The sequence below is a fragment of the Ruegeria sp. BI11 genome (assembly GCF_056538005.1).
In genome coordinates this window covers 14849-27312 of record NZ_JBQFSM010000004.1, presented here as the reverse complement: position 1 = coordinate 27312, position 12464 = coordinate 14849, and the positions used below count along the sequence as shown (strand labels likewise).

The window sequence follows — 12464 nt, the reverse complement described above, 5'->3', positions numbered from 1 at the left end:
CATCTGTCTGCTACACTCCCCCCAAGGTATTGGAACTGGGGGCGTTTTTATGACCAAGATTGCCAAGATCACCTTGTTGTTCGTGGTGTTTGTGGACCTGATCGGGCAAGGGCTGGTTTTTCCCATCATCAACTCATTGATCATGGAGACCAAATCTGGGTTCCTGCCAGACAGCACCCCTGTGGGTCGACGTCATTTCTACTATGGGCTGGTGATTGGATGTTTCTTCCTCTCCTGGTTTCTTGGCGTTGTCTACGTCTCAAAGGTTTCGGATTCAATTGGACGCAAAAACGCTTTGCTGGTCTGTCTGGGCGGGGCGCTTATTGGTTATGCGCTGACCATAGCGGCCTTGTATCTGAACAGCCTGCTGTTGCTGATTGTTGGCCGGTCGATCACGGGTTTCACCGCCGGAAATCAGCCGATCGCGCAAGCGGCTATGATTGATGGCAGCACCGATGCTGCCGACCGGGATCGCAATATGGGCTATATCGTTACCGGGGTCAGTTTTGGTCTTGTGGGCGGCCCGATCATCGGCGCGGTTCTGTCTGACGCGGCTTTATTCGGCAGCTTTGCCACGCTGAAAACCCCATTCTACGGCGCATTTGTTCTTGTGCTGATTGCGATCTTCTTGGTGCTGTTCTTCTTCAAGGACACCCGTACCGAGCGTACGGCTTTTGTGTTCCGCCCCCGCGACGTGACTGACAGCCTGATTGCCGTGCGGGAACACCCAATGGTTCTGAAAATTCTGCCTGTCTACGCGCTGTTCATGATCGCCAACGTTACATTCTATGTCTTTGTTGATAACTTCCTGACCAGCGCGTGGGGCTATGGTGTCATCGGTGGCAGCATGGCGATGGTGGTGATCGGCTTTGCGCTGGCGTTTTCAAGCACCTTCCTGGTGAAACCCGCGCAGGAAAGATTCAGCAAGCACCAGATCATCTACACTTCGCTGGTGGTAATGGTGATCTGCGGTTTCGGCTTTGCGTTCAGCCCCAGTGGTGTGCTGAGTTACGTGCCAGTTTTCTTCTTCTATTTCTTCTTCGGCGTCTCATACCCAACCCTGCTTGGTCTGTTTTCGTCGGCTGTCGCCGAGACCGACCAGGGCTGGGTCATGGGTGTTACAACTGCCGTCTTCTGTCTGGCTGGCGGGGTCATGTCGCTGATTGGCGGCGGATTGATGAGTTTTGACATCCGCCTGCCCTATTACATCGTCATCGCGACGGCCCTGATGGGCCTGATCGGGATGCACATGCGCTGGAAGGGAAAAGAGATCAAGGCGCTGTTAGCTTGAAATTGTCTCAACCGTCAGATTGCCGTTGGTATAGACGCAGATATCGGCGGCAATCGACATTGCCTCGCGCGCCACATCCTCGGCGGGTTTGTCGCTGTCCATCATGGCGCGAGCTGCGGCGAGGGCAAAATTACCACCTGATCCGATGGCGGCCACGTTGTGTTCGGGTTCCAACACGTCCCCTGCCCCGGTGATCACCAGCAGATCCTTGCCGTCCGTGACGATCAGCATCGCCTCGAGCTTTTGCAGGTACTTATCTGTGCGCCAGTCTTTCGCCAACTCGACCGAAGCGCGGGCAAGTTGGCCGGGTGTGGCCTCAAGCTTGACTTCCAGACGCTCGAGCAGGGTGAAGGCATCGGCGGTCGATCCAGCGAACCCGGCGACAACTTCGAACCCGCCGGGTGACAGGCGGCGCACCTTGCGGGCTGTGCCCTTGATCACGGTCTGGCCCAGGCTGACCTGTCCGTCACCGGCAATCACCACTTGGCCACCCTTTTTGACGCCAATGATGGTTGTGCCGTGCCACCCGGGAAAATCGCTATCCGCCATAAATGCCTCCGTATTCAACTGCCGTCCTATATGGGCCGGACCAGCGCGCAGCGCAACAGTGCACAAACCGCCTAAAAGATATGCAGGAATCGCAATGCGGGGTTACCGGACTAGCAATTGTGAGTCTCAGCCTGACGTCCTACATGAGCCCTACAACCGACAACGGGTCGGCTGTTTCACATATAAGGACTGCGCAAATGGCAACTACTGCAAAAATTCATGCGCCGCTCGGAGCAGCTACCATCCTGCACGTAGTGGACGCGTTCTACGGAACCTTTGACAAAGCAATCGCGTGGAATGAATCCCGCAAGACACGCAAGGCCCTGTCGGACCTGAGCGACGCACAGCTGGACGATATCGGCCTGTGCCGCGCGGACATCAAAAACGTCTGATCCGCGCCCAGTGCGAAAAAGAATGTAAGCCGCTCAGTTGGGCGGCTTTTTCTTTGTCAGGAGAGTTTATACTGTCCGGATAGATCGGGTAGGAAAGCCTCAATTGCGGCGGTTGCTACAACATGCCTTGTCCCGGCTTTGGCGTCGTCGATATCCAATCCACCTTTGACAGCGTGCACTTCGGCCCTTCCGCGGGGAAGATCGGCGGCAACCAGATCACAATCCACGCGGTCCGGGTCCTGCACACCAATCGTGACGCGCACGCGCATTTCGGTATGATCCAAACCTAGTTTCGAGAACAGTGTGATCGAAGAATGATGCAGCGCATCTTGCACCGCCCGGCGCGCCGCCTTGGTGTAATCTTGCCCGTACAGGTCGTTGCCGGTTCCCATTTCCAGAATGATGCGCTTTTCGGTCATGTCGCGGGCTCCATGTCAAAGGAAACGATGATGGCAGCATTGGCTATGACGGTCCGGCCCTCGGTATGCGGTTTTTCGATATCCAGCCCACCCTGCGTGACGGTGATATTGGGCTGACCATAGGGGAAAATGGCGGTCAGCGCGTCCCGGTCCACCTTGTCCGGCTGTTGTACCCCGACTTCGGCGTCGATGATCATCGCCTCTTTCGGAAACCCGAACAGCTCGGCCATGTTGACCGAATTGTGCCACAGCGCATCTTTGATCGCCCGCAGCGCGGCCTCGGTATAATCCTCGCGTCGCAAAGACGTTCCCATGCCAAATTCCACAAGAACCCGTGTTTTGGGCATGTCACCTCCTGTTTTTCAGTTCAAGGACACCGTGCACGACAGACGGCGGATTGGAAGAACCAAATTTACAAGTTGTATCCGGCCAATGGTCAGAAATCGCAAACCCGGATATTGAGCAAGGCAATTTTCTAATTCCAGCGATATCGACTAACATCCAACGTATTAAACTGGGTGTTCGGAAAAAGGATTGTTGCGATGAAGTCCTTTCAACTTTTGTCAGGGATGGTGCTGTTTGGTTTGGCTGTGACACAGGCATCAGCCGAAGAAATTGAAAGCAAAAATAAGTTTCTGGAACTGGTGGTCGGCAAGAAGCTTGTCCAGGGAGAAACCTGGGTGAAAATACTTAAGGACGGGGTGGTCGAGGGCAAAGGCCCCGAAGCCGGCAACATCAGCGGGTCATGGGAATGGAAGGGCAAATACTATTGCCGGGATATTGTGATTGACGATGTACCCCTGCCCCGTGACTGTCAGATCGTTTCAATCGAAGGTGACAGCGTCACCTTTACACATAAGGATGGCAGCGGGATTTCGATAAGCTGGACGATCGAGTGATACCTTGCAGTTAGCTAGCTGCAATTCAATCCATGAACAGACGCAAAAAAATGGGTACCCCGCTTGAGGCACCCATTGTGTCTGAATTCGGTGGAAGATCAGATGGACTCGTCGATCCAGCTTTGCAGCGCCGCTTTCGGTGCCGCGCCAGCGCGGTTCGAAACAACCTGACCGTCCTTGAAGATGAACAGCGCAGGAATGCCGCGTACGCCCATGGCGGCAGCCGCATTCGGGTTGCTGTCTACATCCACCTTGGCGATTTTCACCTTGTCGCCATATTCAGCGGCCAGCTCTTCCAGAGCGGGGCCGATCTGCTTACAGGGGCCACACCATTCGGCCCAGAAATCGACAACAACGGGGATGTCGGAATTCTTGACTTCGGCGTCAAAGGTATCGTCGGTTACGGCTACGGTCGACATATTCTGTCTCCTGAATGGGGTAAACTCGGGAACAGAACGTAGGGTCGGCACCGCCCAAGGTCAAGATATCTGGGTGCGGGCCAGCGCATCCGTCACAAGATCGTGTGGCAACCACATCAGATCGGCTGTGCGCGTCCACAGGATCGCCGTGCGGATTTCCCGATCCGGGTAGATTTGCGCCAGTGCTTGGGCATAGGTCCCCATTTGCCGCAACAGACCTTCAGGGCAGGTCTTTGGGCTGTCGGGGACCGTGGCATTTGATTTGAAATCAATCACCTGCACTTCGGTCTCGGTTACGATCAGACGATCAATCACCCCATGCATGCGCCGACCGTTCAACTCAGCGGTCACCGGCACTTCGGACAAGGTGTCATCGGCGAACACGAATTTCAGATGATCTGCCGCCAGAACGGCCTGCGCCTCGCCCAGCAATTCCCGCCGTGCAGGTTCCTGCATATCGGGCAGAACCCGGGCGCAGAGCTGCTGCCACTTCTCCGGTCCGACGGAGGGCAGGTGTTCCAACAACAGGTGCAGCCGTGTGCCGCGCAGCTTGGCGGCCTCTTCGTCCTGACCGGTATCTCCGGGTAGTGCTTTGGCTCCGCCCAGATCGGACGGGCTGAGCGTTTCGGGCGCTGGTTCCGGCGTGACTGCCGGAGATAGGAATTGACTAGGCAGCTGTGTCGCGGCGACTTGTGACTCCGCGTGTTCGGCAACTGGCAGCGCGTTCCAATCCGCATGCGACAGGCGCAGGGTTTCCGAACCGGGCAGCTGCGTGGCCCCCGCTCGCGCCATTGCGGCCTCGACCATTTGATACCAGCTGGTGCCATCTTTGCCGACATCCCCAGCAGCACCGACGATCAACCACTTTTCTGCTCGTGTTAGAGCCACATATAGCAGTCGAAGCCGCTCATTCTCTTCCCGCGCCCGCGCTTCAGCCCGCGCCTTTGCGATCAAGGCCGGCGAGGAATCCGCTGGCACTTTCCACAGTGGTGTGCCCTTAGCTACCATGATCTCTGCGTCGCGTGGTGCCTGCCGTTTACCGGTATCCGGCAGGATCACGATGGGGGCCTCAAGCCCTTTGGAGCCATGTACCGTCATCACGCGGATCATGTTTCCGACACCGCTCATCTGTCGTTTGATTTCCAGGTCGTCGGTCTGCATCCAGACCAAAAACCCGGTCAAGCTGGGAATATCGGTACGCTCATAAGCCAACGCTTGGGATAGCAGCGCGTTGATGCCATCCTCGGCCTCGGCCCCCAATCGACCCAGTAGTTTCCGCCGCCCGTCATGACGGGTCAGGATGCGTTCGATAAGGTCATAAGGGCGCAGAAAGTCGATCTGGCCGCGTAGATCGTTGAGGATGCCCAGCGTTTCGGGGAATTCCTCGGCCCGTTGACGCAATGCGGCCCACAGGAATTGTTCCTGCCGCTTGTGCGCCAGATCGAACAGCTGCTGTTCGCTCCACCCGAACAATGGCGATTTCAGCACGGTTGCCAGCGACAGGCTGTCTTCGGGTGTGGCCAGAAAGCTTAGCAGTGCGGCCAGGTCCTTGACAGCCAGTTCCGCGCCCACCTTCAGGCGGTCAGCCCCGGCAATAGGCAAGCCTTCGGTTTTGCAGGCGCGGATGATCTCGGCAAAAAGGTCCGAACGGCGCTGGACGAGGATCAGAAAATCCCCCGGCTGCACCTTGCGCCGCACGAAGGTGCCGGGCGTGTCACCATCTTCTGGGATCGTCTCGCCGGTTTCGATCATGTCTTTGATCGACCGGGCTACCTTCTCGGCCAGAATGACGGTGTGATGCCGGGCGCCCGGTCGATCGACCGGATCGGTCCAGTCGTCATCGTTGTCTTCGTCGACCTTTTCAATCACCGGCCATAGGTCAACCCGCCCCGGCAAGTCGGCCTTGAAGGCACGGTGCAGGCTGTCCTTGTGGAAACCAGCTTCGGCGCGGTTTTCGAACAGGATATCGACCAAAGACAGGATCGCGCTGGAGGACCGGAAAGAGTATTCCAGCGTCGAATCCCATAGTTTTGAGCCTGATTCATTCAATCTGCGGCCGAATTCCTGCTGCATCCGGTCAAAGGCCTGCGGGTCAGCGCCCTGAAAAGAATAGATCGACTGTTTCTTGTCGCCAACCACAAATATCGTCCGCTCGACTCCGGACCGGGCCCCTTCCCCGCTGGTGAATTCCTGAGCCAGCTTTTCAACCACGTCCCATTGGTCGGGGCTGGTGTCCTGCGCTTCGTCCACTAGAATATGGTCGATGCCGCCATCCAGGCGGTACAGCACCCATTCGGCCACCGCCGGATCGTTCAACACTTGCCGAGCCCGTAGGATCAGGTCGTCAAAATCCAACCAACCCCGCAGCTGTTTACGGCGTTCGTATTCCGGCAAAAAGGCCGCGGCAAAGCGGTGCAGGACATGCGTTTTGCGTGCCGCAACCAGCGCCAGTCGGTGTTCGCGTGCGGCCTCGATCCGCAGCATGAGGGCTTCCAGCTGCGGCATATTACCAACCAAGGCGCCTTCGCGCAGGGCTTTGGTGGGGAAACTGTTGATCTTGGCGGTAAAGGGTTCTTTGGCGGACTTGCCCGTCAGAAACACACTTTCCAACAGGGGCAAGCTGCTAATCCGTGCCTCAGCAAACGTCGCCAGTTTGGCCGCAGCCTTAGCGTTGTTGCCGCCGCTTTCAACCAGCGCAGGCAGGATCGCGCGGATCAGCTCGACCTCCCCACCCATAAATACGCGGTCCTGCAGGGCGATTTCGTCAAACCCGTCGGGCAGCTCGAAACGGTGAAGCAAATCGGTCCACGTCATCGGTTGTGCGAACAGGTTGCGTTTATGCGTGACGGCGGCGGTTAGGTTGTCAAAGCCGGTATCGGTGACGAACCGAGCGACATCCTCAATTAGCGTGGCCTGTGGACCTTCGGCAAAATCCTCGACAATCTCTTCGCGCAACAGGGCGGCGGCGCGGTCCTCCATTTCCGAGAATTGTGGGCTGACCCCGGCCTCCAACGGAAAACGCCGTAATAGCGAGGCGCAGAATGAGTGGATCGTTTGGATTTTCAACCCACCCGGCGTTTCGATGGCGCGGGCAAACAGGGTACGCGCCTGCGCTAACTTGTCAGGGTCGATCACGCCGGGTACGCCCAGATCGGTCAGTTGCGACAGCAACCTGTCATCCCCCAGCATCGCCCATTCACCCAACCGTTTGAACAACCGGTTCTGCATCTCGCTGGCGGCAGCTTTGGTGTAGGTCAGGCAGAGTATATGTTGCGGCTGAACACCACCCAGTAGCAAACGCGCCACCCGGTCGGTCAATACCCGCGTTTTGCCCGAACCCGCATTGGCCGCTAACCAGGTTGAGGCATCCGGACGCGCCGCCTGCACCTGCCGCTCGGTTGCATCGTTGTGGGCGTTCATGTCAGGTCCTTGGGCGTTGTTTCATCGGTGCGGTCCCATTCTCCGAACCGGGCCAGATGGTCATAGTCGCCAACGTCCGTGTCTTTGTGCAGCATACGGCGGGCGGTGAATCCTTGATCAGGCTCTAAATAAGAGCAAATAAGCATTTTCAGTTCAGCCAGAACCTTGTCCGGCGGTTCCTTGACCAGCGGGGCCGCGACCTCTTTGTAGGTGCCGCCCATGCCAATAAAGACAGCCTCGGCCACTGGCAGCGGATCAATCCCCTCGATGGCACCTTGTTCGGCCATGGCAGCCTCGATCAATAGCTGTTTGTCGAACTTGGCCTGCTGGCTTTCGGTCGGAGGTGTACCGGTTTTGTAATCCACAATCCGCAACGCGCCATGACTGTTGTGGTCGATCCGGTCGGCCCGCCCTGCGATCGTGAAATCCAGCGGAGACAGCACAAGCTTCATTGCCGCTTCAAAAGCCACCGGTCCGCCATCGCCTCGCCGAGCAATTTCAGCGGTCAGAAAGTCATCGGCGATCCGCTCAAGCCGCGCCAGCCACAGTTTTCGGGCGGTGGGCCACGCGACATGCTGATCCAACAGGGTTTCGGCGCGTGTCAGGAAGTGCTCGCGGGTCAGCAAGGCAGCATCAAGCACGCTGTCCTTGACGAAATGTTCGAGGATTTCGTGGATAACGATCCCGCGCAGCAAAGCGTCTGGTGCCTGAACCAAAGGGTCCAGCGGTCGCAGGCGTAAGACATGTTTGGCATAGATTGCATAGGGATCACGGATCAGGCGTTTTATCTCGGTCACGCTTAGTTGACGCGGGCGCGCGGCGACCGGTGGGCGCGGTGACGGGCGCGCGGCCGGTTCGATCCGCGGCGCGATCTCAAGTTGTTCTGACCAACCAAGCCATTGCCGTCCACGGGCGCGCATGGCGGAAAGGGCCTCAGGACCACCCTGCCCCGGCAAACCCTGCAACAGGTTCGTCATCCGGTTCAGCCAACGCGACGGCACGGTTTCGGCGTCATCAGATCGGGTTGCGCGAGTCAGCCAGACCTCGGGCGCGCCGATGGCTTGTTGAAAATCATGCGCCGACAACCCAATCCGGCGTTCGGGCAGCAACAGCCCCGCCTTATCGCGCATCTGTCGGTTCAACCAAGGGTCTGGTGCTGCGGCCTCGGGCCAACTGCCTTCGTTCAGACCACCCAGGATCAACAGATCAGCGCCCTGCACCCGTGCTTCGAGCGTTCCCCAGATCATGATATGTGGATGCGGTGCGTCACGGTCGCGGACCTCTTCACCCGCCAACAGTGCACCCAGCAGATCGGCGAAATCATGGGCCGTCATTGGGCCGCCATGTTCGGCCTCATTCTCAAGCGCGGTCAGAACCGACAACGCCTTTTGCCCCGCGTTTTTGTCCCACAACGTGCCCGTATCGCCTTGACTGCCAGCCGAAATCGCCTCGGCCAGATTGCGCAGTCGGGTCACCCAATCGGACAGTGGCAATTCACCTGTCAGGTGTTGGTCGCAGAACTGCGTCACAAGCCACTGCATCCAGTCCTCAGGCACCTCTTTGCGGATGGCAAAGGCGGTCAGGCTGGCACTGTCCGGAAACGGAGGGCCGTGACGCCGCAAATCCAGTTCCAGATCGCGGGTATGCAGCAGATGCGCGCCACGTTCGCCGCCATCGTGACACAGCGGATGTTTCAGCAGGGTCAGCAGTGCCTCACCATCAAGCCGCCGGGCGAACAGCCCTGCTACATGGCGCAGGAACCGGCCCGGAGGCGACAGTTGCAAGGGCAGACCCGCACTGTCGTCAGGCAGGATGTTCCACCGATCCAGCGCGGCGCTAACCTGACGGGTCAGCATCCGATCGGGTGTGATGAGCGCGGCGGTCTGGCCGGTTTCAGCCGCTTCGCGCAGACGCAATGCGATGGCCAAAGCCTCAGCGCGGGGAGATTGCGCTTCGACCAGGGTGAGGTCTTTGGTGGCACCGTCCAGATCGGACAACCGGGGGCCTTCGGACATCCATGAATCAGTGATTGGCGCTGGGCGTAAAGCAAGTGAAATCAGTCGGTTACGGGTAGGGGATGGGGCAGGATTGTCGGTCCACTGTTTGATCTGCCCCGGCTGTAACTCAAGCCGGGTCATCAGCTTGCGGAACCGGTATTGCGGATGGTCTTCCGAGGTTAGCGCGTCGTCCAGACCCTGCCAGACGTGGTCTGGCTGGTCGAAATCGAATCCCGGCAGGATCAGCGCCCCTTGCGGCAGGCGGGCCACGGCCTCCATTAGCATCAGTGTTGTACCGCGCGAACCGGTTGAGCCAGCAAGGATCACGGGATGCTGCGGGGGCGTAACCTGCCAGCGATCAATCAGGTTTTCCACCACACGTCGCTGCCGTGCCTGCGCGTCCAACGCATCTGGGCCAGAATCGATGAAATGGTCGGCAATCCCGATAAAATCCTGTGCCCGCGCCCAGTGACCGGACATGTCGCTGACGTCCAGTTGCCGGATTGTGTCAGGTGAAACGCCTTCGCCTTGCATCTCATCAATCAGCGCCGCCAGACTGTCGGACAGGTCGAAAAGCGAGGATCGTGCAGCCAGATCAGGCTGTTGTTCCAACAGCTTGGCAATCAGCTGGGTCAATTCGAGCTTGCGCCGCAATGCGGGGATGGCGGGCGGGATTTGCGCCAGATCGACGCTTTCGCCCAGATCAGTCACCAGCGACAGGCACGGCAGTAGGCAGGCGGGACCCTGATCGAACAACTCGCGCACGCGGCGGGCCATGCGGCGCGTGTTGACGACCAACTGAACTCGGGCCAGAGCCTCGGGCGGATTTTCAGCAGCACGCTGGCGCACGCCTTCTACCAAGGCCTTCGGGAAATCCGCACCCGGAGGCACGGCAAAGACACGAGGCGCGCCGCTGGGTTCAAACATCGGCAATCAACCTTTCGGCCAGTGCGATCCCTTCGGGGCGACCCACGTCACACCAGCGGCCGGGATAGGTGACCGCGAACAAGCGGCCCTGTTTGTGCATCTGATCCCAGAGTAGGTTCAGTGAGAACGCCTGTTCTGTAAAATTCGCCAGCCCGTCGGTCTTGACGATCTGCGCCCCGCCATAAACCAATCCGGGGCCGCGAGTGATCCGGCCCTCGGCATCTACGGTGAAATCGCCCGGTCCGGTATGCCCGATTGTCTGGGCGATGGGAACGCACATCAGCAGCGCGTCCATCCGGTCTGGATCCCACGCATTGCGGAGCATGGTCAACGGGTTTGGTCCGGACCAAATTGCATCCGAATTCAGAGTAAAGACCGGGCCTGGCCCCAACAGAGGCAAAGCAGCGCGCAAACCGCCGCCTGTTTCCAGAATCTCGGGCTCTTCACGGGACATCAGCACACCTTTGGGGGTCAGATGCATCGCAAGCTGATCGGGCAGATAATGCAAGTTGGCGACCACTCGGCCAGCAGGCAGATCGTTTGTCATATCCAGCGCGTGGTCGATCAACGGGCGGCCCGCAACCTTGATCAGGGGTTTGGGCTGGTCTTTGGTCAACGCGCCCATACGGGTGCCAAACCCGGCGGCAAACAGCATTACGGCATCGGGGTGTCGGGTCATGCTTGTCTTAACCTGTCTAGGTTTTCCGGGGTTGGGGCGGGCAGGGCTCCACGCAGCAGATCAGCTACGGTGACCAATGCAGGATGGTCCAGATCACGCATCAGATGGGCCCAGGTGGCCGGAATCAGATCAATATACTGAGGTTTACCGTATTCCGTCGCCAAACGGGCAAACACACCCAGAATGCGCAGGTTCCTTTGGGCGCCCAACACGGCATAAGCACTTCGAAAATCATGATCATTTACCGCGGTTGCGGCGATGTATCGGTTTACCATCCGCATCTCGGTGCCTGTTGCGACATCGCGGCGTACGTCCTGCAGCAGCGACACAAGGTCATAGGCCGGATGGCCCAGCATCGCGGTTTGGAAATCCAGCAACCCCACCCGTTTCACCCCTTCGCGGTCCGGCAGCCAGATCATGTTTTCCGCATGGTAATCGCGTTGAATAACAACTTTGCGGCCTGAGGTTTCGCGATGCAGAATGTCTGCAAAACGGTTTTCAAACCGCACCCGCGCGTCTGCGTCATGTTCCCCCAACACCGCCTGGGCGTATTTAGTGAAGGACAGCGCCGCTAGCTCGGTCATCATGGTCGGATCATAAGAGGGCAGAGACAGGGTGGGTGCCCTGTGCAGTTCGATCAGCACGTCAGTTGCGGCCTCATACAGCTCTCGCTCCATCTGAGGGTTTTGCTTGAGTATGCGGGCGAACAGATCATCACCCAGGTCCTCCAGCAACAGAAAGCCGAATTCTGTGTCCTCTGCATAGATTTCAGGCGCGCTGAGGCCGATTTCCCGCAGGTAGTTGGCCATGCGAACAAAAGCCTCGACCGGTTCGGCCTTGCCCGGAGGGGAATCCATGAAAACCGCCGTGCGGCCAGTGTCGGGATCGCTCAATCGTTCGTACCGGCGGTTCGAAGCATCCCCAGCCAGCGGCGCACGCGTTGCGTTGGACCATGGTGTTTGTGCAATCAGCGCTTCGGCCAGCACAGCCCGGTTCGTCATGTGGCATTCTCCAGCTTTTTGTGCCATTTCGGATCTGACCACGAGAGGGTTAGATGACGTTTTTCCAGTTTGTTAGGGTCTGGTTTCAAATGTAGAGTCAAGGCGGTTGTGGGCGTCAACGGGCCCAGCTTTTCCGGCCATTCAATAAAGCAGATGGCGGTGTCAAAAGCATCAGATAGGCCCAGCTCCTCAATCTCCTCCACTGCGGTTAGCCGGTACAGGTCGCAGTGCCAGATTTCACCGGCTGGGGTGTCATAGGCCTGCACCAGCGTGAAGGTGGGTGAGGGCACATCCTCGGGGACAACCATCAGCGATTGGATCAGACTGCGGGCAAAATGGGTCTTACCACTACCTATCTCACCCTCAAGCAACAGGATGTCGCCGGGACGCAATTCCGCGCCCAGCCTTGCGGCCAGATCGGCGGTTTCTTCGGGTGAATTAAGGGTAATGGAACCGGCCTGCAACGTCATA

12 protein-coding genes are annotated in these 12464 nt (G+C 58.4%); 3 read left to right on the top strand and 9 right to left on the bottom strand.

What is annotated here, in order from left to right; all coding sequences use genetic code 11:
• Positions 1-49: 49 nt before the first annotated feature.
• Positions 50-1291 carry an MFS transporter gene (locus ACR0DT_RS10630; RefSeq protein WP_480710710.1) on the top strand — a complete coding sequence of 414 codons (1242 nt, stop codon included), beginning with the start codon at positions 50-52 and terminating at the stop codon, positions 1289-1291.
• Here the strand turns inward: ACR0DT_RS10630 and hslV are convergent.
• On the bottom strand, positions 1283-1840 hold the full coding sequence (gene hslV, locus ACR0DT_RS10625) for an ATP-dependent protease subunit HslV (RefSeq protein ID WP_480710709.1): 558 nt from the start codon (positions 1838-1840) through the stop codon (positions 1283-1285). The two genes, ACR0DT_RS10630 and hslV, sit on opposite strands and share 9 nt — an antisense overlap.
• A 197-nt stretch (positions 1841-2037) precedes the next feature.
• On the opposite strand from hslV, the gene ACR0DT_RS10620 reads away from it, so the two are divergent.
• On the top strand, positions 2038-2232 hold the full coding sequence (locus ACR0DT_RS10620; protein WP_480710708.1) for a DUF1127 domain-containing protein: 195 nt from the start codon (positions 2038-2040) through the stop codon (positions 2230-2232).
• Positions 2233-2288: 56 nt separating this feature from the next.
• Here ACR0DT_RS10620 and ACR0DT_RS10615 read toward each other — a convergent pair whose 3' ends face one another.
• Together ACR0DT_RS10615 and ACR0DT_RS10610 are read right to left on the bottom strand one after the other, a co-directional pair.
• Positions 2289-2651: a Lin0512 family protein gene (locus ACR0DT_RS10615; RefSeq protein WP_480710707.1), complete on the bottom strand. Its 363-nt coding sequence runs from the start codon at positions 2649-2651 to the stop codon at positions 2289-2291.
• Positions 2648-2998: a Lin0512 family protein gene (locus tag ACR0DT_RS10610; protein WP_480710706.1), complete on the bottom strand. Its 351-nt coding sequence runs from the start codon at positions 2996-2998 to the stop codon at positions 2648-2650. The genes ACR0DT_RS10615 and ACR0DT_RS10610 overlap by 4 nt, the downstream gene beginning before the upstream one ends.
• A gap of 195 nt (positions 2999-3193) precedes the next feature.
• Here ACR0DT_RS10610 and ACR0DT_RS10605 point away from each other — a divergent pair, with 195 nt between their 5' ends.
• The gene (locus ACR0DT_RS10605) at positions 3194-3550 is read left to right on the top strand and encodes a hypothetical protein (RefSeq protein ID WP_480710705.1); all 357 of its coding nucleotides are present in this window, start codon (positions 3194-3196) and stop codon (positions 3548-3550) included.
• A 98-nt stretch (positions 3551-3648) separates the two neighbouring features.
• On the opposite strand, the gene trxA is transcribed toward ACR0DT_RS10605, so the two are convergent.
• From trxA to tsaE, 6 genes are read right to left on the bottom strand one after another with little or no spacing between them, the layout of a single operon-like run.
• Positions 3649-4020, bottom strand: coding sequence for a thioredoxin (gene trxA, locus ACR0DT_RS10600; RefSeq protein WP_226689009.1), 372 nt, complete (start codon positions 4018-4020; stop codon positions 3649-3651).
• Positions 4021-4029: 9 nt separating this feature from the next.
• Positions 4030-7389 (bottom strand): double-strand break repair helicase AddA, encoded by a 3360-nt coding sequence (gene addA, locus ACR0DT_RS10595; RefSeq protein ID WP_480710704.1) that lies wholly within the window; start codon positions 7387-7389, stop codon positions 4030-4032.
• A complete protein-coding gene (addB, locus tag ACR0DT_RS10590; RefSeq protein WP_480710703.1) occupies positions 7386-10313 on the bottom strand; it encodes a double-strand break repair protein AddB in 2928 nt (975 codons plus the stop codon). The genes addA and addB overlap by 4 nt, the downstream gene beginning before the upstream one ends.
• The gene (locus ACR0DT_RS10585; RefSeq protein ID WP_480710702.1) at positions 10306-10992 is read right to left on the bottom strand and encodes a nucleotidyltransferase family protein; all 687 of its coding nucleotides are present in this window, start codon (positions 10990-10992) and stop codon (positions 10306-10308) included. Before ACR0DT_RS10585 ends, addB begins: the two co-directional genes overlap by 8 nt.
• Positions 10989-11993: an aminoglycoside phosphotransferase family protein gene (locus ACR0DT_RS10580; RefSeq protein ID WP_480710701.1), complete on the bottom strand. Its 1005-nt coding sequence runs from the start codon at positions 11991-11993 to the stop codon at positions 10989-10991. The genes ACR0DT_RS10585 and ACR0DT_RS10580 overlap by 4 nt, the downstream gene beginning before the upstream one ends.
• Positions 11990-12463, bottom strand: a complete 474-nt coding sequence (gene tsaE, locus ACR0DT_RS10575; protein WP_480710700.1) for a tRNA (adenosine(37)-N6)-threonylcarbamoyltransferase complex ATPase subunit type 1 TsaE — start codon at positions 12461-12463, stop codon at positions 11990-11992. Before tsaE ends, ACR0DT_RS10580 begins: the two co-directional genes overlap by 4 nt.
• Position 12464: the final 1 nt, after the last annotated feature.